The sequence below is a fragment of the Streptomyces sp. cg35 genome, assembly GCF_050410835.1.
In the GTDB taxonomy this organism is placed as follows: Bacteria; Actinomycetota; Actinomycetes; order Streptomycetales; family Streptomycetaceae; genus Streptomyces.
Map to the genome: position 1 here is coordinate 1542486 of NZ_CP191268.1, position 25472 is coordinate 1567957.

Here is a 25472-nt window from a genome sequence, read left to right on the forward strand (position 1 = left end):
GCTTCGACGGGGGCGGAATGCCTTTGACCGTTCGACAGGTCGACCCTATGGGGGCCGACGGTCGCCTGTCCAGGAGTCTGTCGAAGCGCTTCGACAGCCGACGCCCGCCCCGCCCCCTCCGCACAGAGTAATGACAGGTTGCCGCGCTCGGGCACGGGACGGGGAAGTAGGCGTCAGGCCAGTTCGCCCAGCACCTCCCAGGTGCGCAGCCGGGACTCGTCGCCGTCGGCCTCGGTCACCGAGACGACGACATCGGTGGCGCCCGCGTCGCGGTAGCGGCGCACCGCGTCGGCGAGGTGCTTCTCGTCGCCGACGACGGCGAGATCGGCGGGGTGGCTGTGCCCGGAGAGCTCGACGACGCGGGCGTAGGACGGGATCTGCGCATAGAAGGAGAGCTGCTCGTGGAGCCTCGGCCGCAGTGCGTCGGGGTCCGGGGTGACGACGCCGGGCACGAAGGCGACGATGCGCGGTGCCGGGCGGCCCGCCTCCTCTGCGGCCCGGGTGACCTCGGGGACGATGTGTTCCTCCAGGGCGCGCGGGCCCGCGAGATACGGCAGGATCCCGTCGGCGAGGCGGCCGCTGACGCGCAGGGCCTGCGGGCCCATGGCGGCGACGAGCAGCGGGACGGGCGGCTCGGCGCCGGGCACGACGGCCGGCAGCGGGGTCCTCGCGGTGATCAGCTCACCCTCGAAGTCGGCCTCCCCGGTCTCCACCAGGTGCCGCAGCGCGGTGAGGAACTCCCGCAGCCGGGCGACGGGACGCTCGAACGGGAGGCCGAACGCGCCCTCGGTGACCAGCTTCGTGCCGAGCGCGAGCCCGAGGTGGTAGCGCCCGCCGGTGGCGGCCTGGGCCGTCTGCGCCTGGCTCGCCACGAGCAGCGGGTGCCGGCCGAAGACGGGGATCGCGGAGGTGCCGAGCCGGATGTCGGGGACGGCGTGGCCGACGAGTGCCGCGAGCGTCGGCGAGTCGTAGCCGAGGGTCTGCCCGAACCAGAGGGACGAGAGTCCCGAGGCGCGGGCCTCGCGGGCCTGGCGCACCACGTCGTCGATGAGGAGGTTGGTGCCGGACGTGTCGAGTGTCACTCCCACAGTCATGACCGGGAGAACGCGATCACGCGGGGAGCGGATTCCCCCTGGAACATGAACAGTTCGTGTCAGCCCGCGCCGGTGAGCAGTGCGTCGCCCGCCTGCAGGGGGTTCTTGAACAGCCGGTTCAGGAGCACGGTTCCGGCGGCGACGGGGAGCACGGCCGGTCCGGCGTGCGGGCTGACGATCCGTCCGGGGTCGTCGCAGACGTGCGAGTGGTCGACGGCGGCGCCCCGGATCTCCTCCAGGTACGCGGAGTTGAGCACGCTCGACTGCTCGGTGATCACCACGAGATCGGGGTTGAGCACGTCCAGCAGCAGCGCGACCGACCGGCCGACGGCCCGCGCCCGGGCGCGCAGCAGCCGGTCGGCGCGCGGATCGCCGGCCGCCGCCGCGTCCCACAGGAGCATGGCGTGCGGCTCGGGGATGATGCCGCGGCGCACGGCGGTCTCGGCGAGGACGGTGTCGGAGGCGGTGGCCTGCAGGCAGCCGGTGCGCCCGCAGGCGCAGCGCTCGGTCGAGTCCGGCACCGGCAGATGGGCCACGTCGCCCGCCCCGGAGCGTGGTCCGCGGTGCACGACGCCCGCGATCCCGAGGGCGGCGTCGACGACGTTCCCGACGAAGAGGTGGACGAGGCTGCGCCGCGCGGCGGGCCGCCCGAAGAGGATCTCCGACTGGGCGATGGCGCGGGCGTGGTTGTCGAGGCGGACCGGCAGGCCGAGCGCCCGGGAGAGCTCGGCGGCGAGCGGGCGGTGACGGAAGCCCAGCGCGTCGTGCCGCACGACGGTCCCGGCGACGGGCTCGACCCAGCCGCCGAGCATGGCCCCGACACCGAGCAGCGGCCTGCCCTTCGGCCGTCCGGCGAGGAACTCCCGCAGTTCTACGGCGACTTGATCCGCGACGCGGCTCGGATCGAGGCCGTGGTGCCGGAAGGTCCGGCGGGCCACCACCCGGCCGCGCAGGTCCACCAGACCGAACGTGGAGGCCGGCACCCCGATGTGCAGCCCCCCGGCGAGTGGTCCGCCCGGGTCGCCGGTGTGCAGGTCGACGGGGATCTGCGGGCGCCCCACGGTCCCGCCGGCCGCCAGTTCCGGCAGGTCGCGCAGCAGGCCCCGGCGGCCGAGGTCGGAGCACTGGCGGGAGACGGCGGCCGGGCTCAGCCCGCTGAGCCGGGCGACGCCGCCGCGGGCGACGGGACCGTGATCGAGGACGGTGCGCAGCACGGTCGCGGCGTTGGCGTCGCGCCGGCCGTCACCGGCCATCCGCGCGGGAGGGGCCGTGGGGTCGTCGGTGGGCGGCATCGGGGTTCCTGGCGGAGGCGGCGGGGGCCCGAAGCCTACGCGGCCCCGGGCGGCGGCGGGGTCGGCAGTGTTGCGGCGCCGTGAATTCGCGAGGGGCGTGCCCGCGCCCGGCAGCCCTCTCGACTGTGCAGCTCAGAGCGGTACTTGGAGCTCGGAGAGCGCGGCCGGCCGACCGGCCGGGGCGGTTGACGCTCCGCGCGCACGGTTGCGACGCTCCGACCCATGTCCGCACCGACGTGTCCCCGCCACCTCTGTCCCTGAACTCTTTCAGCACCGTGACGCATGCGCCCCGCAAGGGGCGCGGGGAACTGCGCGACCAGCCACAGAACGCCTGAAGCCGCTATCGGAACGGCACCCCCGAACGCCGCGAGGCCGTGCCCACAGCACGCCCGCCCCAATTGCTTCCGCTCAGAAAGAAACCCCGCTCGAAAGGATCCGTCCCCCATGACCACGACCACCCCCGAGACGACCGTCACCGTGACCAAACTGGGCGGCCGCCTGGGCGCCGTCATCGAGGGCGTCCGCCTCTCCGGCGGCCTGTCCCCCGAGACCGTCACCGTCGTCCGCGACGCCCTGCTCACCCACAAGGTCGTCTTCTTCCGCGGCCAGGACCATCTGGACACCGCGTCCCACGAGGCGTTCGGGCGGCTGCTCGGCACACCGGTGGCCCACCCCACCGTGCCGTCCACCGACGGCCGTTACTCGTTCCCCGTCGACTCGGACTACGGCGGCCGCGCCAACCAGTGGCACAGCGACGTGACGTTCGTCCCCGCCTATCCGGCGTTCTCCATCCTGCACGCCCGCACGGTCCCCCCGTACGGCGGCAACACCCTCTGGGCCAACACTGCGACGGCGTACGAGAACCTCCCCGCCCCGCTGCGGGAGCTCGCCCGCGGCCTGCGTGCGGTCCACTCGAACGACTACGACTACGCGGCCCTGCGTCCCGACGCGGTCCCGGAGCAGCTCCAGCGGTTCCGGGACGTCTTCGCCAAGATCAAGTTCCTGACCGAGCACCCGGTCGTGCGCGTCCACCCGGAGACCGGCGAACACACGCTTCTCCTCGGCAACTTCGTGCAGAGGATCTCCGGTCTCACCGGCCGCGACTCCCGCGACCTCATCGACCTGTTCCAGCGGCACATCGAGCGTCCGGAGAACACGGTCCGCTGGCAGTGGCGCGTCGGCGACGTCGCGATCTGGGACAACCGCGCCACCCAGCACTACGGCGTCGACGACTCCGACGGCCACGAGCGCAAGCTGGCCCGCGTCACCGTCGACGGGGACGTGCCGGTCGGCGTGGACGGCCGGCGCTCGGTGCTGCTGTCGCCCGAGTCCGTGCCCGAGCCGGAGCACGGGATCGCCTCCGGCGCCTCGACCGCCGGGACCGACGCCCCCACGGCGGTGCCTGCCGCCGCCGGGTGACTCACGCGCCCCCGGGCGGGCGGCGGCTCGCGTGTGCGCCGTAGGAGGGAGCCCGCCTGTCGCCGGGCAGGTGCGCGGCGCCGCGCGGCCTACCGTCGGGGCATGAACCGACGCGCGCAGCTCTCCCTCCTGTTGCTGGCCGGCGCCTCGGGGGCGGTGGACGCGCTGGCGTTCACCGCCCTCGGGACCGTGTTCGCCGGCGTGATGACCGGGAACCTCGTGCTGCTCGGCGTGGCGGTGGGGCACGGGCCCGGCGGCACGGAGGGCGTGTCCGCTCCGCTGTACGCACTGGGCGGATACATCGCGGGAGCCGCGCTCACGGCTCTCGTGTGCCGGGGCGTGGCGCCGCGTCCCGACTGGCCGGGCCGGGTCGTGGCCTGCCTCGTGGGGCAGACCGTGCTGCTGGCGGGTGTCGCCGTGGCGGGCGGGGTGCTCGACGGGCGGCCGGGCGCGCCGTGGCGGACGGTGCTGCTCGTGGTCGCCGCACTCGCGATGGGCGGGCAGTCGGCGGCGATGGTCGCGGCCGGGTCGGGGGCCGCGCCGACCACCTACTTCACCGGGACCCTCACCACGTTGGTCACCGGCGTGGCGGACGGATCGGGGCGTGGGCCCGGTCAACTCTGGGTCGCCGCACGCCTCTTGGCGGTCGTCGGCGGGGCCGCGTGTGCCGTCGCCGTGCACGAGGCCGCACCGTCGTGGGGGTTCGCGGCTCCGGCCGCCCTGAGCGCCGCCGCCCTGGGATGCCAGAAACCTGCACATCGATTGCGCAGAGCAGTCACGACGATTCACAAAAATCCATTGCAGGGTACACACGACGAAACCCATTGATGCGCGAGTGTCCATTTTGCTGAAAGTGGACCCGGCCTTCTCGGAATTCACGCGGTGAAGGATGTGAAGGAGCTGCTACCGGCCCGTGAACACCCCTGCACCTTGAGGTAATTGACCTCGCACATTCCCCCTGAGCGGCGACCTTCCGATTGGCTGTGCGACGCGTCGACGTGCTTACATCCTCCGCACCGCTGGTTGTCATTGATTCGGATCCACCGAATCCCGATGCCTGCCGCGTTTTTCGAATACGCCAGATATCCCCACTGAGAAGGGCGGCTCCCCTCATGAGCAACACCCCCCAGGTCGAGACCCTCGAGATCTCCGACGCCGAGCTGGACAACGTGTCCGGCGGTCTCGTCGGCGGCCTCGCCGGCAACCTGACCGGCACCGTTGACTCCATCGCCCCGGTCTCCGGCGTCGTCTCGGGCGTCACCGGCACGGTCGAGGGCCTGACCGGCGTCAACGCCGGCGCCGTCACGGGCCTGGCCACCGGCCTGGTCTCCGGCCTCTGAGTCGGATCCGACGGATCGCGCCGCCGCCGACCTGACCGGCGGCGGCCCCAAGGCCTCGGGACTGCTGTCCCGGGGCCTTCGGGCGCGTCCGGGCCCGGTGCCCGGACCTCAGCAACGTAAGGGAAGCATCCCGTGCAGTTCCGCCAACAGGCCCTCAGCAAACTGCAGTCGCCGGAGGAGCTCGACCTTCCGGTGCGCCTCGCGCGGCCGCAGGGTCTGCTCGCCCTCGCCGTGACCGTCGTCGTCATGGCCGCCTCCTGCGTGTGGGCCGTGACGGGTTCGGTGTCCTCGACGCTCAAGGCGAGCGGCATCCTCACCTACGGACAGGGCAGCTACGTCCTGCAGACCCCGGTGACCGGTCAGGTCACCGGCCTGTACGTGAAGGAGGGGCAGCGCGTCACCGCGAACGCGCCCCTGCTCAAGGTCCGTACGGAACAGGGGAACCGGGTCGTGCGGGCCATCGACGCGGGCCGGGTCACCGCGCTCGTCGCACGGATCGGCGCCGTGGTCACCACGGGCGCGGACGTCGCGACGCTGGAGAAGACCGCGTCGGCGCGCGATCCGCTGCTCGCGATGCTGTACGTGCCCGCGACCGGCGCGGCGAACGTGCCCGCGGGCGCCTCGGTCGATCTCACCGTGCCCGCGGCCCAGCAGTACGGGGTGCTGCGCGGCACGGTGAAGGCGGTGGGACGGGCCGCGCAGACGCGACGGCAGGTCGCCGACTTCCTCGGGGACGGTGAACTGGCCGCGCAGTTCAGCAAGAGCGGCCCGCGGGTTCCGGTGCTCGTGCGGCTCACCAGGTCGGCGTCGACGAGATCCGGGTACGCCTGGTCGACGGCGGACGGTCCGCCCTACGCCCTCACCTCCATGACCCTCGCCTCCGGCGCCGTGCATCTCGCCGAGCAGCGCCCGATCGATTGGCTGCTGCCGTGACGAGCACCTCGCTTCCGCCCGCGGGACACGGTCGCCGCCGCGCCCGGCCCGCTCCCCCGCCGCCCCGGCGCCGCAGGACGGTGCGCACGCCCACGGTGCTGCAGATGGAGGCCGTCGAGTGCGGCGCCGCCGCCCTGGGCATGGTGCTCGCGCACCACGGCCGGCACGTCCCGCTGGAGGAACTGCGGATCGCGTGCGGCGTCTCGCGCGACGGCTCGCGGGCCAGCAACCTGCTGAAGGCGGCCCGCAGTTACGGCATGACCGCCAAGGGCATGCAGATGGAGCCGGCCGCGCTCGCCGATGTGCAGGGCCCCGCGATCCTGTTCTGGGAGTTCAACCACTATGTCGTCTACGACGGCACGGGGCGGCGCTTCGGGCGCCGCGGTGTGTACATCAACGACCCGGACAAGGGCCGCCGGTTCGTGGCCATGGAGGACTTCGACACCAGCTTCACAGGCGTGGTGCTGGTCCTGGAGCCGGGCGCGGACTTCCGGACGGGAGGACGCCGCCCGGGCGTCCTGAAGGCACTGCCCGGACGGCTGCGCGGGACGACCGGCACGATGCTGGCCGCACTGCTCGCGAGTCTGCTGCTGGTGGCCGTGGGCGCGGCGGTGCCCGCGCTCAGCCGGACGTACATCGACCTGTTCCTGATAGGCGATCAGACCTCGCTGCTCGGCGCTCTGTTCGCGTCGATGGGTGCGATGGTGGCCCTGACGGCCGCGCTGACCTGGCTGCAGCAGGCGAATCTGCTGCGCGGCCGCATCATCTCCTCGACGCTGAGCAGCGCCCGCTTCTTCCGCCATCTGCTGCGGCTGCCGGTCACGTTCTTCGCGCAGCGCAGCCCGGCCGATCTGGTGCAGCGGCTCCAGTCGAACGACGCGGTCGCCGAGACACTGGCCCGCGATCTCACCGCGGCCGGGGTCGACGGCATCGTGGTGCTGCTGTACGCGGCGCTGTTGTGGACGTACGACCCGCAGCTGACGATGGTCGGCGTCGGCATCGCGCTGCTGAACGTGGTGGCGATGCGGATCGTGATCCGGCTGCGCGCGACGCGGACGCAGAAGCTGCGGGCGGACACGGCGCGGCTCACGAACACCTCGTACACGGGTCTTCAGCTGATCGAGACGATGAAGGCCACCGGCGGCGAGAACGGCTACTTCCGGCGGTGGGCGGGGCAGCACGCGACGACGCTGGAGGAGCAGCAGCGGCTCGGGGTGCCGAGCGCGTGGCTCGGTGTCGTCGCCCCCACGCTGGCGACGCTGAACAGCGCGCTGATCCTGTGGATCGGCGGGCTGCGCGCCGTCGAGGGGCATCTGTCGGTGGGTCTGCTGGTCGCCTTCCAGGCGCTCGTCACCCGCTTCACGGCGCCGATCACCCGGCTCAACGGAGTCGCGGGCCGGATCCAGGACTTCGCCGCCGACGTGGCGCGTCTGAAGGACGTCGAGAACTTCCCCGTCGACTCGCTGTACGCGCGCACGGAGGCGGCGCACAGCACGCGCCGGCTCAAGGGCCATGTCGAGCTGGAGGAGATCACCTTCGGCTACAGCCCGCTCGACAAGCCGCTGCTCTCGGGGTTCTCCCTGACGGTCGGCCCCGGCCAGCAGGTGGCGCTCGTCGGCGGCTCCGGCAGCGGCAAGTCGACGGTCTCCCGGCTGATCTCGGGTCTGTACGCGCCCTGGGAGGGCGTCATCCGGATCGACGGCCGGCGTCTGGACGACATCCCGCGGGGCGCGCTCGCGGCGTCGGTGTCCTTCGTCGACCAGGACGTGTTCCTCTTCGAGGGCACGGTCCGCGACAACGTGGCGCTGTGGGACCCGTCGATCTCCGACGAGGCGGTCGCCGACGCGCTGCGCGACGCGTGCCTGTACGACGTGGTGGCGCGACGCCCCGGCGGGCTGCACAGCCGCGTCGAGCAGGACGGCCGCAACTTCTCCGGCGGCCAGCGTCAACGCCTGGAGATCGCGAGGGCGTTGGTGCGCCGTCCCAGCATCCTGGTGCTGGACGAGGTGACGAGCGCGCTGGACGCCGAGACCGAACAGGTCGTCATGGACAACATCCGGCGGCGCGGCTGCGCGTGCGTGGTCATCGCGCACCGGCTGAGCACGGTGCGCGACAGCGACGAGATCGTGGTGCTCGACCACGGGCAGGTCGTCGAGCGCGGCCGTCACGAGTATCTGGTCGCGGCCGCGGGGCCGTACGCCGAGCTGGTCAGGGAGCACTGAAGTGACCTACACCCCACCGGAGTTCACCTCGCACGCCGCCGCGGACCAGGTGGTGGCGGCGTTCGGCGGGCTGGGCACCCCCTTCGACTGCACGGGTCTGCGCAGTCTGCCGCTGGAGGGGCCGCAGGTGCTGTGGCTCGTCGTGGACGGCGCGCTCGACCTGTTCGCGGTGGACGCGCACGCGCAGGGGCACTGGCACTTCCTGGGCCGCCTGGAGCCGGGCACGCTGCTGCTCGGCCCGGTCGAGGGCACCCAGCACACCCTGGTGGGGCGGCCGCTGGCGGGGTGCGCGCTGCGCCGCATCCCGTTGCGCGAGCTGCCGTACACGCCGGCTGCGCAGCTGTCGGCCGACGGGTCGTACGACATGGCGTGGAGTCTGCTGGAGGAGGCGTTCGCGCTCGGCGTCGGACGCGGGCAGCGGGTGCTGTTCGAGGCGCCGCTCGACGGGCGCACGACGGACGACGACGTCACCGGCGACGACGACGTGCTGTGGCCCCAGCTCTCCCCGGGCAGCGTGCAGTACGGGGCGGCGTACGCCGCGGACGCGGCCGCCGATCTCCTGGTCGACGGCGCCCTGTGGCAGCGGATGGTCAACCAGCAGTACCGGCTGCTGTCCACCCTGGACCGGTGGATCGAGCGGCTGGAGAGCGCGCACGAGGACCGCACGGCGGCCGGGATCCGCGCGGGCGAGGCGGTCCGCGAGCAGGCCGACCGGACCCTGCTCGCGTCGATCGGCTCGCCCGGGCGGCGGGCCCGGGGCGCGCGGGCCGGCGTCGACGCGACGTACGCCGCCTGCAAGGTGGTCGCGGACGCGTCCGGCATCACGCTCGTGGAGCCGGGGCACGGCGGCGCGGTCAGCGACCGGATCGACCCGGTCGAGCAGATCGCGGTCGCGTCCCGGATCCGGACCCGGCCGGTGCGGCTCGTCGGCGCCTGGTGGCGCCAGGACACGGGGCCGCTGGTGGGTTTCCGCGCCGCGTCCGGAGCGCCGGTCGCGCTGCTGTGGCGGCGTGGCGGCTACGAGGCCGTGCACCCCTCCGGCGAGCGCGGCACCCGTATCGACGAGGACACCGTGGAGGACTTCGAGGAGCGCGCGGTGATGCTCTACCGCCCGCTGCCCGAGGGTGAGTTGACGCCCTGGCGGCTGGCGCGGTTCAGCATGCGCGCCGCGGGCTCCGACGTCCGCAGGCTGCTGCTCGCGGGGCTGGTGACGGTGGGGCTCGGCTCGCTCGTGCCGGTCGCGACGGGCCAGGTCCTCGGCACGTACGTGCCGAACGCGCAGACCGACCTGATCACGCAGGTCTCCCTGGCCGTGGTGATCACCAGTGTCGTGTCGGCGGTCTTCATGCTGCTGCAGAACCTGACGGTGCTGCGGGTCGAGGGCCGCGTCGAGAGCGTGCTGCAACCCGCCGTCTGGGACCGGCTGTTGCGGCTGCCGACCCGGTTCTTCGCGGCGCGCTCGACCGGCGAGCTGGCGAGCGCGGCGATGGGCATCAGCGCGATCCGCAGGCTGCTGTCCGGGGTGGGTCCGGTCGTCGTGCAGTCGGTGACCATCGGGGCGATGAACCTGGTGCTGCTCCTCCTGTACAGCGTGCCGCTGGCGCTGGCGGCGCTCGGCATGCTGGTGGTCGTGGCGGCGGTCTTCCTCACCCTCGGGCTGTGGGAACTGCGCTGGCAGCGGCGCCTGGTGGAGCTCGGCAACAAGCTCAACAACCGGGCGTTCCAGACCCTGCGCGGTCTGCCGAAGCTGCGGGTCGCCGGGGCGGAGAGCTTCGCGTACGCGGCGTGGGCGAAGGAGTTCGCGCGCAGCCGGGATCTGCAGCGCCGGGCCGGCCGCATCAAGAACGTGACGACGGTGCTCAACGCCGTGTATCTGCCGCTGTGTTCGCTGGTGATGTTCATGCTGCTCGCCGGTCCCGCGCGGGGCAGCCTGTCGGCGGCGGCGTTCCTCACGTTCAACACCGCGGTGACGATGCTCCTGACGTCCGTGACGCAGCTGACGGGCGCGCTGATCTCGGCGGCCGCCGTGCTGCCGATGTACGAGCAGATCAAGCCGGTGCTCGACGCGGAGCCCGAGGTGCGCGGGTCGGCGACCCAGCCGGGCGAGCTGACCGGGGCACTGGAGGCGCGCGGGCTGTCGTTCCGGTACACCGACGACGGCCCGCTGGTCCTCGACGACGTGTCGCTGGCGATCCGCCCCGGCGAGTTCGTGGCGGTGGTCGGCGAGAGCGGCTGCGGCAAGTCGACGCTGCTGCGGCTGCTGATCGGCTTCGACGGGCCGACGTCCGGCAGTGTCCTGTACGACGGCCAGGACCTCTCGGCGCTGGACCAGGCGGCGGTGCGGCGCCAGTGCGGGGTCGTCCTGCAGAACGCGCAGCCGCTGACCGGCTCGATCCTCGACTGCATCTGCGGCGCCGAGTCGTTCACCCAGGAGGAGGCGATGGCCGCGGCGGAGATGGCGGGGCTGGCCGAGGACATCAAGCGGATGCCGATGGGGCTGCACACGATGATCGCGGGCGGCGGCGCGATATCGGGCGGGCAGCGGCAGCGTCTGATGATCGCGCAGGCGCTGATCCGCCGCCCGCGCCTCCTGTTCTTCGACGAGGCCACGAGCGCGCTCGACAACGAGACACAGCGCACCGTCATCGACAGCACACGGGCGCTGCGCGCGACCCGGATCGTGATCGCGCACCGCCTGTCGACGGTCCTGGACGCGGACCGGGTGATCGTCATGTCGGCCGGCCGTGTCGTCCAGCAGGGAGCGCCGGCGCAGCTGCTGGCGGACACGGGCGGACGGCTGCACGAACTGGTGCGGCGCCAGATGGCCTGACACGGGCGGCGGGCGCTCGGCGCCCGTTCCGGGGTGAGGGCGTTCACGGAGTGACCCGGGCCGTGGTCCTCGCAGCACACGCCCCCGGGGCACCGTGCCGTCAAGGAGTCACTGACCGGCCATCGGCGGCGCCGTCGGGTGGGGCGGGTGAGAGGTGGGCGGCACAGGGTGTCCCGGCGCGGCCGTGACGGATCGGGCGTCCCGCGCTGACAAGGCCAAATCCGCTTGTGAACAAGGGAGCCGGCGATCACGTCGGGGACCCGGACATGGCGGGAAGAGTCGCTGCGGCGCGTGTCGCGGCGCCGATAGCGTCGCTGGCCCCTCCCCTGCACGAGAGCTCCGTGCACGAGACATCCGTGTACGAACCGCGTACGACCGACAAGCCCCGCACCCCTTCCCGACGCACAGCACACGACAGGGACGGCAACCGATGGCCGAGACCGAACGGTACGCACAGTACGAGCGGTACGAGGGTGGCAGTCCCGAGGCCGAGCGCCTCGTGTTCGAACGCCTCGCCCGCGAGATCATGCAGGTCCAGATCGCGAACCGGCGGGCCAGTGGCGCCCCGCATCACGAGCGGGCCTTCCACGCGAAGGCCGTGCTCGGCGTGGAGAACGCCCGCCTGCGCTTCGCCGACGACCTTCCGACCGCCCTGCGCAGCGGCTTCGCCCAGCCCGGCGCCGACTATCCGGCGACGGTACGGCTCTCCAACGCCAGCGGCATGAGCGGCCCCGACGGCACGCCCGATCTGCACGGCATCGCGGTCCGCGTCCAGGTCACGGGCGACGAGAGCCACGACCTGATGGCGACCAATCACCCCGTGTCGCACGCCCGCAACGCCCGCGAGTTCGTGGCCTTCGCCACGGCGATGGCCGGCGCCAAGAATCCGCTGGAGAAGGCCTACGGGCTGTTCGTGAAGCTGCCGCTGGCGGTGGGCCCGGGCACCGCGGACCGGATGCGGCGCAATGTCCAGGCGGCGACCCGGCACACGGTCAACAGCCTGGTCCGGGAGACCTATTGGAGCCGGGGCGCGATCCTGTGGGCGGACGCGGGACCGGTCCGCTATCTGTTCCGGCCCGCCGCCGGCAGCGGCGGCGCCGAGCCGCGCCCGGACCGCGGCGACCCCGACTTCCTGCACCAGGACCTGGTCCAGCGGCTGTCCCGTGACGACATCGCCTTCGATCTGTGCGTGCAGCGGTACGTCGACGAGACCCGCACGCCCGTCGAGGACGCGTCCGTCGAGTGGGAGGACGCGATCACGCCGCCCGTGGTGGTGGCCCGGCTGACCGTGCCGATGCAGGACATCACGACGGCCGAGGCCGGTTCGGCGGCGCGGCGGATCGAGGAGCTGGCGTTCAACCCGTGGTTCACCACGGAGGACTTCAGGCCGCTGGGCAACATCAACCGGGCCCGCAAGGCCGCGTACCGGGCGAGCAGCGCGGCGCGGCTCGACACCCGCTTCCTCACCGAGGAGCCGCTCCGCAACCGCATCGTGGGCGTCCCGGTCGAGCTGGGCTTCCGTCTGCTGAACCGGGTCGTGCCCTGGTACCGGCTGCCGTTGGACGCGAGCCTGCTCAATCTCGTGTACCTGCGGAAGGTGCTGCGCCGGTTCAACCTCATCGACACCGACCTGCCCGAGGCTCCGCCGAGGGCCGAGTCGGTGCCGGTGCCGGTGGACGAGCGGCTGCGCACGACGCGCTCGTACGACGGCTCCTTCAACGATCTGTCGGCGCCGCGGATGGGGGCGATCGGCGCGGCGTTCGGCCGCAATCTGAAGCCCGTGTACCGGCCCGATCTGTTCGACACCCCGAACCCGGTGACGGTCAGCCGTCAGCTCCTCACCCGGGACAGCTTCGTGCCCGCGACGTCCCTGAACGTCCTCGCGGCGGCGTGGATCCAGTTCCAGGTGCACGACTGGGTGAACCACCGGCGCCACCCCGAGGGCGGCAAGGTCGTCGAGGTGCCGCTGCCGCCCGGCGGCGGGACCTGGGCCAACTCCCCCGGTGGGCCGGAGGAGAGCGTGATGCGGTTCGCCGAGAACGACGGCATCGAGCTGCCCGGCGACAAGCCGCCGATCCTCTTCGGGAACACCGCCTCGCACTGGTGGGACGGCTCCGAGGTGTACGGCGGCGACGAGGCCACGGCGAAGCAGCTGCGCGAACCCGACGGCGGGGCCCGGCTGCTGCTCGACGGCGGGCACATCCCCGTCGACCGCACCGGCATCCCGATCAGCGGGTTCAAGGACAACTGGTGGATGGGGCTCAGCGCCATGCACACGCTGTTCGCCCGCGAGCACAACACGGTGTGCGACGCGCTGCGCGCCGCGTACCCGACGATGGGCGAGGACCGGATCTACCACACGGCCCGGCTCGTCGTCTCGGCTCTCATCGCGAAGATCCACACGGTGGAGTGGACCCCGGCGATCCTCGCGACGAAGGCGATCGACATCGGTCTGCGGACCAACTGGGAGGGCCCGCCGAGGAACTGGCTGAACCAGCTGGGCCTGTGGCTGGTGGAGGCGCACTCGCTGACGGGCATCCCGAAGACGTTCCCGGACCACCACGGGGCGCCGTACTCGCTGACCGAGGACTTCGTCACCGTGTACCGGATGCACCCGCTGATCCCCGACGACTACGAGCTGCGCGAGCACCACTTCGGGCAGCGGCTGGAGACCGTCGGCTTCCACGACATCCAGGGCGCCGCGGCGGAGAGCCAGATCCGCAAGACGGGGCTGGCGAACACCCTGTACTCGTTCGGCATCGCCCACCCGGGCGCGATCACGCTGCACAACTATCCGAAGGCGCTGCAGCACTTCCAGCGGGACGGCGAGATCATCGACCTGTCGGTGATCGACCTGGTGCGCACGCGCCGGCGCGGGGTGCCGCGCTACAACGACTTCCGCGCGGGCCTGCACAAGGACCGCATCCGCAGCTTCGAGGAGCTGACGCGGGAGCCGGAGACCCTGGCGCGCCTGAAGGAGGTGTACCGGGACGTCGACGAGATCGACACGGTCGTCGGTCTGTTCGCGGAGAACCCGCCGACCGGCTTCGGGTTCTCGGACACCGCGTTCCGCATCTTCATCCTGATGGCGACCCGCCGGCTGCAGAGCGACCGTTTCCTCACCGTCGACTACCGCCCGGAGATCTACACGCCGCTCGGCATCGACTGGGTGGAGAAGGGCAGCATGAAGTCCGTCGTGCTGCGGCACTGCCCGGAGCTCGCGGGTCTGATGCCGCGTGAGGCGAGCGCGTTCGCGCCCTGGCGGCCGGTGCCGCCGGTCGCCGGCGGAGGCTCCGATGACGTCGGATGACGGAGGTTCCGGCAGTCGGGGTCTCGATGATCTGCTCACCCGCTCGTTCCTGCGGACGGTCTGGCGGCGGCGCACCCACCGGGTGTCCCGGGGTGCGTCGGTGCCGGCCGGGTCGATGAGCTACCGCTCGCCGCACAAGGCCGAGCCGCTGACCGAGCTGGAGGAGGCGGTGCTGATCGCGGTCACCGGCTCCACCGGGCTGACCATGCCGGACCGCCCGTTCGAGGACCCGCGGGACGGCAAGCCCCTCATGGCCAAGCCGAATCTGACCATGACGGGCCGCACGGCCGGCAGCCCCGACAACGCGCAGGGCACGTACTTCTTCCTGATCAACGACGCGGGCACGTACTTCCTGCGCCGGCTGCCGCCGGACCCGCAGGAGCCGTTCGACGCGCAGACCCTCGTCGAGCGCGCCCGGCGGGCGAAGGTGAAGATCCTCGACCGCCGGCTCGACGTGGCCGAGGGCCTGCGCGACTTCCCGGCGTACCTGGACTCGAACCGGTTCCTGTCCAATCTGCCGGGCACGACCGTGCTGTTCCCGGTCGTCGATCTCTCGCACCAGTACATCAACGCGCTGATGTATCTGCTCACGCAGCCGGACGGCACGCGGCCGACCTTCGTGGACGACCGCAATCTGTACCGTCCGGCGGGTGTGAAGAAGTGGATCGCCAACGGGTTCCTCAACAAGGACCTGAAGCTGCCGCTCGGCGCGCTGGGACCGATGCGGACCCAGATCGAGGCGGATCTCCTCCTCCAGACGGTGATGCTGACGGCGGAGGCGATGGGGCTCGGCGCCTGGATCCACGCGTCGCTGCATCCGCAGATCGCCCTCGGCGACCCGAAGTTCAGCAAGGTGTACGGCAGGATGCTCGGCTTCACGCACGTCACGCCGCGCTGGCGGCCGGCCGACGTGTGGCGCTGGCACGTCCCGCTGCCCAAGTACGCCAAGCTGCGCTCGCAGCCGGTGGGTCTGACCGACCCGGGGACGGGCGAGGCGCTGATCGCGGCGGCCTGCCCGCCCACTCACGCCTCCATGGCGGACGCGGTCGACGCGGTCGTCGCGTCGAAGTTCGGCCCGGGCGGCACGTACGCCGACAAGGACGTCTTCACCCGGATCTACAAGGAGGACTACGGGCAGCGCTATCTCGCCGAGGCGAGCGAGTACGACGAGCGCGTCATCGACTGCGCCCGTGACGTCTGCACGTACATCCTGGCCACGCACCGCCGCTTCCCCGCGCACACGGACGCCATCCACGTGCCCGGGATCTGGCTGCAGGCGCACCACGTGGAGGGCGAGTACTACGAGCGCTTCTTCACGAACGGTCTGACCGACGCGCATCGCGCGCACGACACGCTGTGGGACGGCGGACCGATGAATTGAGAACGGCTCGGGGGTCACCCTTCTCGTACGTATGCCGACGCCTGTTCAGGAGAGTGACCCCCGATGACCGACAGCACCCTGACCGACGCCCTGGCACCGCACGTCGCCAAGGGGCCCGTGCCGGGCGCCGTGGCCCTGGTGGCCCGCGGCGACCGGGCCGAGGTGGCGGCTCTCGGACACGCCGACGCCGAGGGCACGACGCCCCTCGCCCGCGACTCGATCTTCCGGATCGCCTCCCTCACCAAGCCGATCGCGGCGGCGGCCGTGATGGTCCTGGTCGACGAGGGCCGCATCACCCTCGACGCGCCGATCGGGCACTGGCTGCCCGAGCTGGCGACACCGGACGTCGTACGGGATCCGGCGGGTCCCGTCGAGGACGTCGTGCCGGCGGCGCGCCCGATCACGGTGGAGGACGTGCTGACGTTCCGCGCGGGCTGGGGTTTCCCGGCGGACTTCTCGCTGCCCGCCGTGCAGCCGGTGTTCGCGCTGATGGACCCGCACGCGCCGCAGCGGCTGCCGGAGCCGGACACCTGGCTCGCCGCGCTGGGCCGCGTTCCGCTGCTGCACCAGCCCGGGCAGGTGTGGCTCTACAACACGTGCTCGGACATCCAGGGCGTCCTCGTCGCGCGGGTGACCGGTCGTTCGCTGCCGGAGTTCCTCGCCGAGCGGATCTTCGAGCCGCTCGACATGCGCGACACCGCGTTCGAGGTCCCGGCCGCCAAACGCGACCGCTTCACCAGCGCCTATGTACCCACGGCCGACGGCGGCGCCGAGCGCGTCGACACCCCCGACGGTCAGTGGAGCGGCCTGCCCGCGTTCCCCTCCGGCGCGGGCGGGCTCGTCTCCACGGTGGACGACTGGTGGGCGTTCGCCCGCATGCTGCTGGACGACGGCGGGTCCGTGCTCTCCGCCGAGTCGGTGCGGCTGATGCTGACGGACCATCTGACACCGGCGCAGCGCCGGGCGAGCGACCTGTTCACGCTGGGCTCGGGCTGGGGTTTCGGCGGCTCCGTGGACGTCGAGCGCCGTGACCCGTGGAACGTGCCGGGCCGGTACGGCTGGGTGGGCGGCACGGGCACCGCGGCCCATCTGACGCCGTCGACGGGGACGGTGACCGTCCTGATGACCCAGCTGGCGCTGGGCGGCCCGTCGCCGCTGCCGCCGGTCATGCGGGACTTCTGGGCGTACGCAGCCGACGACGGCCTGTCCGGCTGACCGGCCGGGGGCCGCCGCGCGGTGGCTCCGCGGATCGACCCGACCGTTGACATGAACCTGCGAGAGGCGGGATCTTCGTGCGTGAACATGCACGCAGGATCCGAGTTTCAAGCAGAAGTAAACAACAGACGGTCGTTCTGAGCGGAGACGCACCCCATGCGACAACTGCACCAACGACAGCCGCACCGAAGAGCGCGCGGCCGGGCCGCCCTGACCACGACGGCCCTCGCCGCGGCCCTCCTCGCCGTCCCCGCGCAGCACGCGGGCGCGGCCACGCCCGGCAGCGGCACCCTCGACGCCGGCCACAAGAGCGTCACGTGGCAGAGCCCCACGTACGCGGCGGGCACGGTCGACGATCCCAAGAAGTGCCCGTCGGCCGCGGACGATCCGGAGGGGAGGACGTGCGACCGCTTCGACCTCACGGTGTCGGTCCCGGACGGATACTGGGACGACAACCCCGAGGGCGGTGTGCCAATCTCGATCGAGTGGGCGAAGCAGCCCAGTGACGACTTCGACATGTACGTCTACGACGACGCGGACAAGCAGGTCGCGTCCAGCGCGGGCACGGCCGACCCCGAGGCGACCGTCATCCCGAAGGCCGACGGCACGTACCACGTGGTCGTCGTGCCCTACGACGTGCACGACAACTCCTTCGTCGGCAAGGCCTACCTGCCCGAGACGACGGACGCCGGGAACCTCACGTCCTTCGAGGGCGACCACGGCAGTTACCGCATCGGCGCGGGCGATCTGAAGGCGAGAGCCGACTTCCTGAAGGGCGGCGGGCTGCGCCTGCAGGCCGATCCGACGGGCACCTTCACCGATCCGGCCGGCACGCAGATCGTCCGCGAGAAGCCCGCGCCCGACCGGCACACGTCGTCTTTCGACGCGGGCGCCTACTACGGGATCCGCACGTCACAGGCGGTCCTGCGCGTCTACAAGAAACCGTTGCGCTTCGGCCTCTACAAGGCGGACGACAAGACGCGCATCTGGCAGGAGGACAAGCCGCTGCGCTGGTCCACGGGCGGGATGCGGCAGAGCCTGGAGCGCGGCGAGGACGAGCAGTTCTTCGGCGGCGGCGAACAGAACGGCAGCTTCTCCCACCGCGACAAGACGGTCCACGTCGCCAACAACACGAACTGGAACGAGGGCGGCTACAACAACTCGCAGCCGTTCTACCTCTCCTCGGCCGGTTACGGCGTCTACCGGAACACCTTCGCGCCGGGCGTCTACGACTTCGGCGCGTCGGTCCACACGGGCCAGCAGGAACGCCGCCTCGACGCCTACTACTTCCTCGGTGACGCCAAGCACGTCATCGGCGCGTACACCTCACTCGTCGGCAAGCCCTTCATGCCGCCGGTCTACGGCCTCGAACCGGGCGACGCCGACTGCTACCTGCACAACGCCAACCAGGGCGAGCGCCACACGCTCGACTCCCTGAAGGTCGCCGACGGGTACGTGGACAACGAGATGCCGCTCGGCTGGATGCTCGTCAACGACGGCTACGGCTGCGGCTACGAGAACCTCGCCGAGACCGCCAAGGGCCTCCAGGACCGCGGCGCCCAGCTCGGCCTGTGGACGCAGGACGGCATCGACAAGCTCGCCGACCAGGTCAAGGCGGGCCAGCGCGTCGCCAAGCTGGACGTCGCCTGGGTCGGCAACGGCTACGGCATGGCCCTGGACGCCTGCGACAGGGCGAAGGCCGGCATCGAGGACAACAGCGACGCCCGCGGCTTCGTCTGGATGCCGGTGTCGTGGGCGGGCGCCCAGCGCTGCTCGGTCCTGTGGTCCGGCGACCAGAAGCTGTCGTGGGACTTCGTGCGCTGGCAGATCCCGACGTACGCGGGCGCGACGATGTCCGGCATCGCCTACAACACGGGTGACGTGGGCTCGATCTACTCGCACGACGCGAAGATGTACGCCCGCGATCTGCAGGCCAAGACGTTCCTGCCCGCCCTCATGACCATGGACGGCTGGGCGCGGGACCTCACCACCGGCGAGAAGATCAATCAGCAGCCGTGGGTGGACGGGGAGCCGTACACGTCCGTCAACCGCAAGTACCTGCAGCTGCGCGAGCGTCTGCTGCCGTACCTGTACACGCTGGCGAAGCAGGCGTCGGACACCGGCGTCGGCGGCGTACGGCCGCTGTGGCTGGAGTACCCGAAGGACGCGAACACCCTGGGCGCGAACGCCAAGTACGAGTACCTGGCGGGCGACGACTTCCTGGTCGCTCCGGTCTACGAGGACGCGGACACCCGCGACGGCATCTACCTGCCCGAGGGCACGTGGACGGACTACTGGACGGGCAAGCAGTACAAGGGCCCGATGACGCTCGACGGCTACCACGCCCCGATCGACACGCTCCCGCTGTTCGTGAGGTCGGGTGCGATCGTGCCGATGTGGCCCAAGGGCACCACGTCGTGGAAGACCCGCGACAAGGGGCAGCTCGGCTGGGACGTCTACGCCGCGGAGCACGGCCGGAGTTCGTACACGCTCTACGAGGACGACGGGGTGACCCGTGACTTCAAGAAGGGCGCCTCGGCGACGCAGCGCGTGACGGTCGACACCGGCCGGCACGGGTCCGTCATCGAGGTCGGTGCCAGCAAGGGGAGTTACCGGGGCAAGGTGAGCGAGCGCGCGTACACCTTCACCGTCCACGGCGGTGCGGCGCCGGACCGGGTGACGGTGAACGGCCGGGCCCTGTCGGGCGCGGACTGGTCGTTCGACGCGAAGACCGGGGTGACGACGGTGCGCACGGCGGCCCTGCCCACGGACCGTTCCTTCACCGTCCGGCTGCTCGGCTAGCCGGGAGGTGTCCTGCCCCGCGGCTCCGCAGGGGTCGCGGGGCAGCGGCGTCCGTCACCGGCCGGAGTGACCGCCGTCGATCACGAACTCCGCCCCGGTCGCATAGCTCGACTCGTCGCAGAGCAGGAACAGCACCACGCTGGTGATCTCCTCGGGGCGCGCCTGTCGCGGGATCGGCTGGTCGCGCACCGACGCGTGCGCGCGGTCGGCGGCGGCCGTCATGTCGGTCGAGACCATGCCGGGGTGCACGGAGTTGACGCGGATGCCGTACGGGGCGAACTCCTGCGCCGCCGCCTTGCTCATGCCGCGCACGGCCCATTTGGAGGCCACGTAGCCGAGGATGTTCGGGAAGGCGATGATGCCGCCGAGCGAGGAGATGTTGACGATGGCTCCGCCGCCGGCTCGCCTGAGGGACGGCAGGGCGGCCTTCATCCCGAGGAAGACGCCGACCTGGTTGACGTCGACGACCTTGCGGTAGTCGGCCTCGGCGAGGGTCTCGATGGGGTCGACGTGCACGATCCCCGCGTTGTTGACGAGGCCGGTCAGCGGCCCGAAGGTCTCCTCGGCGCGGGCCACGGCCTGCTGCCAGGAGGTCTCGTCCGTCACGTCGAGCGGGACGAACAGGCAGTGCCGCGGGCCGAGTTCGGCGGCGAGGGCCTCGCCCTCCTTGTGCAGTACGTCGCCGATGACGACCCGCGCTCCTTCCGCCGCGAGCCCTCGCGCGTGGACCGCGCCCATGCCGCGTGCGCCGCCGCTGACCAGAACGACCGCGTCCTCGAACCTGCCGCTCATGGTGTGCTCCTCCCGCTGGGGGTGTGGATACCGACGAGTGTGCGACGGCCGGTCGTCGCTGGGCGATGCACGCGTCCGTCCGCGTCGGATCTCGCTCTGCCCCTTTGAAGCGGATGCGGGCACAATCGCGCGCGACCATCCACGGACGGAAGGGCAGCCGATGTCACCGGAACCCCTGGAATCGCTGGCCCCCTTGGAGCCGGCAGAGCCGGCAGAGCCGACGCAGCCGATGGGCCTGACGCAGACGGCGCGGCCGCCGGCCGCCGGGCCGGTCGGCGATCTGACGGGCCGGGTCGCGCTGATCACGGGCGGTGCGCGCGGCATGGGTGAGGCCGAGGCCCGGCTGCTGGCCGCGCGCGGCGCACGCGTCGTCCTCGGCGACGTCCTGCACGAGGAGGGCCGGGCCGTCGCCGCCTCGCTCGGTGCGGACACGGCGCGGTTCGTGGCGCTCGACGTGTCGGACGCGGCGGCGTGGGACACGGCCGTCGAGGAGGCCGTCGCCGCCTTCGGGCGGCTCGACATCCTCGTCAACAACGCGGCGATCTACACCACTTCACCGATCGTCGACGAGGATCCGGAGCAGCTGGAGCGGATCCTGCGGATCAATCTGGCCGGCCCGTTCCTCGGCATCCGGGCCGCGGCGCCCGTGATGCGGCGCACCGCGGGCGGCGGTTCGATCGTGAACATCTCCTCGCAGGCCGGGATGCAGGGCATCTGGGGGCACGGCGCGTACGGGGCGGCCAAGTGGGGCCTGCGCGGCCTGACGAAGACGGCGGCGCTCGAACTCGGCCGGGACGGCATCCGCGTCAACTCGGTGCACCCGGGCGCCATCGCGACCCCGATGATCGCTCATGTCGAGGGCAGGGCCCATCCGGCCGCGCCGCTCGGCCGGGTCGGCGAACCGGAGGAGGTGGCCCGACTGGTGGCGTTCCTCGCTTCCGCCGAGTCGTCGTACCTCACCGGCGCCGAACTCACCGTGGACGGCGGGGCGTCGGCGGGCCGCATGCCGGCCCTGGACCGGCGGGACGGGACGGCGTGAGCGAGAGTGCCCCCCTCGTCGCGTTCGCGGAGGGGCCGCGCCCGGTGGTCACCCGGCGCGGCCCCTCCGTGCCGCCTGTTCACCACCTGTCATCCGGCGGCGAGCACTTCGGCCCGGCACTCCCCCGGCGTCCCCCACGCGTCGCGCAGCGCGCGGGCCTTCGTGAGCCACAGGCTCAGGTCGAACTCGGCGGTGTAGCCGAGCGCGCCGTGGAGCTGGAGCGCGGTGCGGGCCGCCGTGTACGCGGCCTCGCCCGCGGCCACCTTGGCGGCGGCCAGGTCCGCGGGGCGCGCCGTCAGGGCCGCGCCGAAGACCAGCGGGCGGGCGAACTCCACGGCGATCAGGGTGTCGGCGAGCCGGTGTTTGACCGCCTGGAAGGCTCCGATCGGGGTCCCGAACTGGGTGCGCTGCTTCACGTAGGCGACCGTCCGGTCGAGCAGGGCCCGGGCGACGCCGAGGGCCTGCGCGGCGGTGGCGAGGCGGGCGAGCGCGGCGGCGTGCAGGGCCGCTTGGCGGACGGACTCCCCCTCGGCCAGGACGTCGCCGCCGGGCAGCGGCTCCGCGTACCGACGGGCCGCGTCGAGGCCGGGGCGCACCATGCCGTGCCCGGGGGCCGCCCGCAGCGTCCAAGGCGGGGCATCGCCGCGCTCCACCGCCCACAGCACGTCCGCCGCGTCCGGGTCCACCACGTACGGACCGGTGTCCGGAAGGCTCAGCGTGGCCAGGGTCTCGCCGGTGAGCAGGCCGTCCAGGACGGCCTTCCCGTCGCTGCCCGCGCGCGCGAGGCCCGCGGCCAGTGAGGCCACCGCCACGGTCTCCGCGTACGGGCCGGGTACGGCGTGCCGTCCCAACTGCTCGAAGGCCACGGCCAGTTCGACGGGCATCTCCCCGAGGCCGTCGAACTCCTCGGGGACGGCGAGCGTGAACAGGCCGGTGTCCGCGACGCGGCGCCACAGCGCCCGGCCCGGGGACGGGTCGCCCGCGGCCCACGCGCGCGCCGCCGCCGGGACGTCCGCCGCACCGAGCAGGGCGTCGAGGGTGCGGCCGAACTCCCGCTGCTCGGCGTCGAGGAGGAAACGCATCAGCGCCGTCCCTTCGGCAGGCCGAGCAGCCGCTCGGCGATGATGTCCCGCTGGATCTCGTTCGTCCCGGCGTAGATCGGCCCCGCGAGGGAGAAGACATAGCCTTCCGCCCAGCCGCCGTCCGCCAGCAGCCCCTCCGCGCCGTCGAGTTCGAGGGCCGTCTCGTGCAGGGCCACGTCGTACTCGGACCAGAACACCTTGTTGAGGCTGGACTCCGCGCCGATGTCCTGGCCGTCGAGGGCGCGCGAGGCGTGGGTCCAGGTGAACAGTTCGTAGGCGCGGGCGCCGATCACGGCGTCGGCGACGCGGTCGCGCAGCGCGGTGCCGGCCGGGTCGGCCCGGTCGGCGACGGTCCGCCACTGCCGTGCCAGCCGTTCGGCGCTCGCCAGGAACCGGCCCGGCGAGCGCAGGGTGAGGCCGCGCTCGCTGCCGGTCGCCGACATGGCGATGCGCCAGCCCTGTCCGGGCTCGCCGATGATGTCGGCGTCGGGCACGAACACGTCGTCGAGGAAGAGCTCCGCGAAGGCCGGTTTGCCGTCGAGGCGCGGGACCGGCCGCACGGTGACGCCCGGTGCCCGCAGGTCGAACATCAGGTAGGTCAGTCCCCGGTGCGGCCGGTCCGCGTCGGGGTCGCTGCGGAAGAGACCGAAGGCGCGGTCGGCGAACGCGGCCCGGGACGACCACGTCTTCTGCCCGTTCAGCAGCCAGCCCCCCGTCACGCGGCGGGCCGTGGAGCGCAGGGACGCCAGGTCGGAGCCCGACTCCGGCTCGGACCAGGCCTGCGCCCAGACGACCTCGCCGCTCGCCATGGGCGGCAGGATGCGGGCGCGCTGCTCGTCGGTGCCGTGGTCGAAGAGGGTGGGGGCGAGGAGGTTGATGCCGTTCTGCGTGACCCGGCCGGGCGCCCCGGCCGCGTAGTACGCCTCCTCGAAGAGCAGCCACCGTACGAGGCCGGCGTCCCGCCCTCCGTACCGCTCGGGCCAGGAGACGACGGACCAGCGGTCGGCGGCCAGTTCGCGCTCCCACGCGCGGTGGGCGGCGAAGCCCTCCTCGGTCTCCAGGGAGGGCAGGGGCCGGTCCGGTACGTGCGCGGCGAGCCAGGCGCGCGCCCGGTCCTGGAACGCGGCGTCCTCGGAATCGATCGTCAGGTCCATCAGACGCGCGCCTCCCGCTTCGTCCGGGCCACGTGCCGGACGACGTCCTCGCCCTCGATGCTGGTCATGCGGCAACTCCCCTTCCCTAACAAGTGTTTGGTAGATTAGCCTCCGGGTCGGACATCCGTCGAGATCCCGCCCGGCCCTCCCGAGGAGCCCTAGGAGGTACGCGCATGAGCACGCCGCCGCCGTACGAGCCCGGTCACCAGCTGCTCGCCGGGCGCACCGCCGTGATCACCGCGGCGGCCGGGGCGGGCATCGGCGGTGCCACCGCCCGCCGCTTCCTGGAGGAGGGCGCCCGCATCGTCGTGGGGGACGCGCACGCGCGGCGCACGGCCGAGACCGTGGAGGCCCTGGGCAAGGAGTTCGGCGCCGACCGGGTGGCGGGCACGCCGTGCGACGTCACCGACGAGGAGCAGGTGCGGGAGCTGTTCGCGCTGGCCGAGCGGGAGCACGGCGGCCTGGACATCGTCGTGAACAACGCGGGCCTGGGCGGCACCGCCGAGCTGACCGAGATGACCGACGACCAGTGGGCGAAGGTCATCGACGTGACACTCACCGGCACGTTCCGCTGCACACGCACGGCGCTGCGGCTGATGAAGGCGGCCGGCCGGGGCGGGGTCGTCGTGAACAACGCCTCCGTGCTCGGCTGGCGGGCGCAGGCCGGGCAGGCGCACTACGCCGCCGCCAAGGCCGGGGTGATGGCGCTGACCCGCTGCGCGTCCGTCGAGGCGGCGCCGCACGGCATCCGGGTCAACGCGGTCTCCCCCAGCCTCGCCATGCATCCGCACCTGGTGAAGGTGACCTCGCCGGAGCTGCTGGCGGAGCTGACGTCGCGCGAGGCGTTCGGCCGCTACGCCGAGCCGTGGGAGGTGGCCAACGTGATCGTGTTCCTGGCCAGCGGCTACTCCTCGTATCTGACGGGCGAGGTGCTCTCCGTCAGCGACCGGCATGCCTGAGCGGGCCGCCCGCCGCGCCGAACTGCTCGCCGTGGCGGCGGACGTCTTCGCCGAGCTCGGCTACAGCGCCACCACCGTCCGCGTCATCGCCGAACGCGCGGGGCTGCTCGCGGGCAGCCTCTACTACCACTTCGACTCGAAGGAGTCGATGCTGGAGGAGATCCTGCGGTCGTTCCTCGACGCGCTGTGGTCCGGGTACGACTCCGTTCCGGCGACGCCGCCCTCGGGCCGCGCGAGACACTGCGGGCCCTGGTCACGGAGTCGTTCCGGGAGATCGACCGGCACGGCCCCGCGGTCGCCGTCTTCCAGAAGGAGGCCCGGCAGCTGGCGGCGCAGGACCGCTTCGCCTTCCTCACCGACGCGCAGCGGGGCTTCGAGGACGCCTGGCGCACGACGCTGGAACGGGGGGTCACCGAGGGCGCGTTCCGCCCCGACCTCGATGTCCGCCTCGCCTACCGCTTTCTGCGCGACACCGTGTGGGTGGCCGCGTCCTGGTACCGGCCGGGCGGCCGGCACACGGCGGACGCCATCGCGGGCCAGTACCTGTCGATGGTCCTCGACGGCATCTCCGTCCGCGCCACCATCCCTACCGTTAGGAGGAGTTGACC

General features: G+C 72.4%; 17 protein-coding genes and 1 pseudogene. 13 read left to right on the top strand and 5 right to left on the bottom strand.

From position 1 onward, the window contains the following. Positions 1-173 precede the first annotated feature (173 nt). Both ACQUQD_RS07410 and ACQUQD_RS07415 read right to left on the bottom strand, forming a co-directional pair. Complete coding sequence (locus ACQUQD_RS07410; protein ID WP_428951163.1) at positions 174-1094, bottom strand: LLM class F420-dependent oxidoreductase; 921 nt, start codon at positions 1092-1094, stop codon at positions 174-176. Positions 1095-1153: 59 nt separating this feature from the next. Beyond that, the gene (locus ACQUQD_RS07415) at positions 1154-2386 is read right to left on the bottom strand and encodes an ROK family protein (RefSeq protein ID WP_428951164.1); all 1233 of its coding nucleotides are present in this window, start codon (positions 2384-2386) and stop codon (positions 1154-1156) included. Positions 2387-2830: 444 nt separating this feature from the next. Between ACQUQD_RS07415 and ACQUQD_RS07420 the strand changes: the two genes are divergently transcribed. From ACQUQD_RS07420 to ACQUQD_RS07465, 10 genes are all read left to right on the top strand, one after another. Continuing rightward, entirely contained in the window at positions 2831-3805 is a 975-nt protein-coding gene (locus tag ACQUQD_RS07420; RefSeq protein ID WP_428951165.1) for a TauD/TfdA dioxygenase family protein, read from the top strand. 102 nt (positions 3806-3907) lie between these two features. Next, entirely contained in the window at positions 3908-4633 is a 726-nt protein-coding gene (locus ACQUQD_RS07425) for a DUF1275 family protein (RefSeq protein ID WP_428951167.1), read from the top strand. A 284-nt stretch (positions 4634-4917) separates the two neighbouring features. Continuing rightward, positions 4918-5145 carry a type A2 lantipeptide gene (locus ACQUQD_RS07430; protein WP_428951168.1) on the top strand — a complete coding sequence of 76 codons (228 nt, stop codon included), beginning with the start codon at positions 4918-4920 and terminating at the stop codon, positions 5143-5145. Between the two features lie 132 nt (positions 5146-5277). Then, positions 5278-6078 (top strand): HlyD family efflux transporter periplasmic adaptor subunit, encoded by an 801-nt coding sequence (locus ACQUQD_RS07435; RefSeq protein WP_428951169.1) that lies wholly within the window; start codon positions 5278-5280, stop codon positions 6076-6078. Continuing rightward, positions 6075-8300 (top strand): NHLP family bacteriocin export ABC transporter peptidase/permease/ATPase subunit, encoded by a 2226-nt coding sequence (locus tag ACQUQD_RS07440; RefSeq protein ID WP_428951171.1) that lies wholly within the window; start codon positions 6075-6077, stop codon positions 8298-8300. The genes ACQUQD_RS07435 and ACQUQD_RS07440 overlap by 4 nt, the downstream gene beginning before the upstream one ends. Position 8301: 1 nt before the next feature. Then, complete coding sequence (locus ACQUQD_RS07445; protein ID WP_428951173.1) at positions 8302-11130, top strand: NHLP bacteriocin export ABC transporter permease/ATPase subunit; 2829 nt, start codon at positions 8302-8304, stop codon at positions 11128-11130. Positions 11131-11560: 430 nt separating this feature from the next. After that, complete coding sequence (locus ACQUQD_RS07450) at positions 11561-14440, top strand: peroxidase family protein (protein ID WP_428951175.1); 2880 nt, start codon at positions 11561-11563, stop codon at positions 14438-14440. After that, positions 14427-15821 (top strand): hypothetical protein, encoded by a 1395-nt coding sequence (locus ACQUQD_RS07455; protein ID WP_428951176.1) that lies wholly within the window; start codon positions 14427-14429, stop codon positions 15819-15821. The genes ACQUQD_RS07450 and ACQUQD_RS07455 overlap by 14 nt, the downstream gene beginning before the upstream one ends. Positions 15822-15884: 63 nt before the next feature. Further along, on the top strand, positions 15885-17036 hold the full coding sequence (locus tag ACQUQD_RS07460) for a serine hydrolase domain-containing protein (RefSeq protein WP_428951178.1): 1152 nt from the start codon (positions 15885-15887) through the stop codon (positions 17034-17036). Positions 17037-17192: 156 nt separating this feature from the next. Further along, positions 17193-19838 carry a TIM-barrel domain-containing protein gene (locus ACQUQD_RS07465; protein ID WP_428951179.1) on the top strand — a complete coding sequence of 882 codons (2646 nt, stop codon included), beginning with the start codon at positions 17193-17195 and terminating at the stop codon, positions 19836-19838. 54 nt (positions 19839-19892) lie between these two features. Here the strand turns inward: ACQUQD_RS07465 and ACQUQD_RS07470 are convergent, their stop codons facing one another. Next, a complete protein-coding gene (locus ACQUQD_RS07470; protein ID WP_428951180.1) occupies positions 19893-20630 on the bottom strand; it encodes an SDR family oxidoreductase in 738 nt (245 codons plus the stop codon). A 229-nt stretch (positions 20631-20859) separates the two neighbouring features. On the opposite strand from ACQUQD_RS07470, the gene ACQUQD_RS07475 reads away from it, so the two are divergent. Then, the gene (locus tag ACQUQD_RS07475) at positions 20860-21669 is read left to right on the top strand and encodes an SDR family NAD(P)-dependent oxidoreductase (protein WP_428957478.1); all 810 of its coding nucleotides are present in this window, start codon (positions 20860-20862) and stop codon (positions 21667-21669) included. 89 nt (positions 21670-21758) lie between these two features. On the opposite strand, the gene ACQUQD_RS07480 is transcribed toward ACQUQD_RS07475, so the two are convergent. After that, on the bottom strand, positions 21759-22751 hold the full coding sequence (locus ACQUQD_RS07480) for an acyl-CoA dehydrogenase family protein (protein ID WP_428951181.1): 993 nt from the start codon (positions 22749-22751) through the stop codon (positions 21759-21761). Then, the gene (locus ACQUQD_RS07485) at positions 22751-23905 is read right to left on the bottom strand and encodes an acyl-CoA dehydrogenase family protein (RefSeq protein WP_428951183.1); all 1155 of its coding nucleotides are present in this window, start codon (positions 23903-23905) and stop codon (positions 22751-22753) included. The genes ACQUQD_RS07480 and ACQUQD_RS07485 overlap by 1 nt, the downstream gene beginning before the upstream one ends. Before the next feature lie 173 nt (positions 23906-24078). Here ACQUQD_RS07485 and ACQUQD_RS07490 point away from each other — a divergent pair, with 173 nt between their 5' ends. Both ACQUQD_RS07490 and ACQUQD_RS07495 read left to right on the top strand, forming a co-directional pair. After that, positions 24079-24864: an SDR family oxidoreductase gene (locus tag ACQUQD_RS07490; protein ID WP_428951184.1), complete on the top strand. Its 786-nt coding sequence runs from the start codon at positions 24079-24081 to the stop codon at positions 24862-24864. Then, positions 24857-25470 (top strand): annotated as a pseudogene (locus ACQUQD_RS07495) (TetR/AcrR family transcriptional regulator). The gene ACQUQD_RS07490 and the pseudogene ACQUQD_RS07495 overlap by 8 nt, the downstream one beginning before the upstream one ends. Positions 25471-25472: the final 2 nt, after the last annotated feature.